The sequence below is a fragment of the Mycobacterium sp. AZCC_0083 genome (assembly GCF_014202335.1).
Lineage (GTDB): Bacteria > Actinomycetota > Actinomycetes > Mycobacteriales > Mycobacteriaceae > Mycobacterium.
Genome location: NZ_JACHGP010000038.1, coordinates 3,440 through 5,112 on the forward strand (window position 1 = coordinate 3,440; position 1,673 = coordinate 5,112).

Sequence of the window (1,673 nt, forward strand, 5' to 3'; positions counted from 1 at the left end):
ACCTTCGGGTCTATGGGGTTGTGGGGCTGCGCGGGATCTTCGCTGGTAGTAGTCAAGCGATGGGGTGACGCAGGAAGGTAGCCGTACCAGTCAGTGGTAATACTGGGGCAAGCCCGTAGCGCGAGATCTAGGCAAATCCGGATCTCATTCAAGCGTGAGAGGTGATGCATAGCCGAGTGAGGCGAATTCGGTGATCCTATGCTGCCAAGAAAAGCCTCTAGCGAGTGCAGACACGGCCCGTACCCCAAACCGACACAGGTGGTCAGGTAGAGAATACCAAGGCGTACGAGTGAACTATGGTTAAGGAACTCGGCAAAATACCCCCGTAACTTCGGGAGAAGGGGGACCCCTTACTGTCAACACCCAAGCGGTGGGTAGCGGTGGGGGGTCGCAGAAACCAGTGAGAAGCGACTGTTTACTAAAAACACAGGTCCGTGCGAAGTCGCAAGACGATGTATACGGACTGACGCCTGCCCGGTGCTGGAAGGTTAAGAGGACCGGTCAACCACGCAAGTGGTGAAGCTGAGAATTTAAGCCCCAGTAAACGGCGGTGGTAACTATAACCATCCTAAGGTAGCGAAATTCCTTGTCGGGTAAGTTCCGACCTGCACGAATGGCGTAACGACTTCTCAACTGTCTCAACCATAGACTCGGCGAAATTGCACTACGAGTAAAGATGCTCGTTACGCGCGGCAGGACGAAAAGACCCCGGGACCTTCACTACAACTTGGTATTGGAGTTCGTTACGGTTTGTGTAGGATAGGTGGGAGACTGTGAAGCGCACACGCCAGTGTGTGTGGAGTCATTGTTGAAATACCACTCTGATCGTATTGGGCTTCTAACCTCGAACCGTATATCCGGTTCAGGAACAGTGCCTGGTGGGTAGTTTAACTGGGGCGGTTGCCTCCTAAAATGTAACGGAGGCGCCCAAAGGTTCCCTCAACCTGGACGGCAATCAGGTGTTGAGTGTAAGTGCACAAGGGAGCTTGACTGCGAGACATACATGTCGAGCAGGGACGAAAGTCGGGACTAGTGATCCGGCACCCCCGAGTGGAAGGGGTGTCGCTCAACGGATAAAAGGTACCCCGGGGATAACAGGCTGATCTTCCCCAAGAGTCCATATCGACGGGATGGTTTGGCACCTCGATGTCGGCTCGTCGCATCCTGGGGCTGGAGCAGGTCCCAAGGGTTGGGCTGTTCGCCCATTAAAGCGGCACGCGAGCTGGGTTTAGAACGTCGTGAGACAGTTCGGTCTCTATCCGCCGCGCGCGTCAGAAGCTTGAGGAAACCTGTCCCTAGTACGAGAGGACCGGGACGGACGAACCTCTGGTCTACCAGTTGTCCCACCAGGGGCACTGCTGGATAGCTACGTTCGGACAGGATAACCGCTGAAAGCATCTAAGCGGGAAACCTTCTCCAAGACCAGGCTTCTCACCCATTAAGTGGGATAAGGCCCCCCGCAGACCACGGGATTGATAGACCAGACCTAGAAACCCAGCAATGGGCGCAGGGAACTGGCACTAACCGGCCGAAAACTTACACACAACAAAAACCAGGAAACGGTTTCAGGAATGTGTATTACACCGCAGCACGACGCGTCCGCAACCACGCAACCACGAATTCAGATCCATACCCCACCACCAAAAACACTTCCCCACACACCAGATGTGGGG

General features: G+C 54.9%; 1 rRNA gene (cut by a window edge). It reads left to right on the plus strand.

The features are described 5' to 3' along the window. Positions 1–1,544 (plus strand): 23S ribosomal RNA (locus HNP02_RS42180) (it extends 1,689 nt beyond the left edge of the window). The last annotated feature ends 129 nt before the right edge of the window (positions 1,545–1,673 follow it).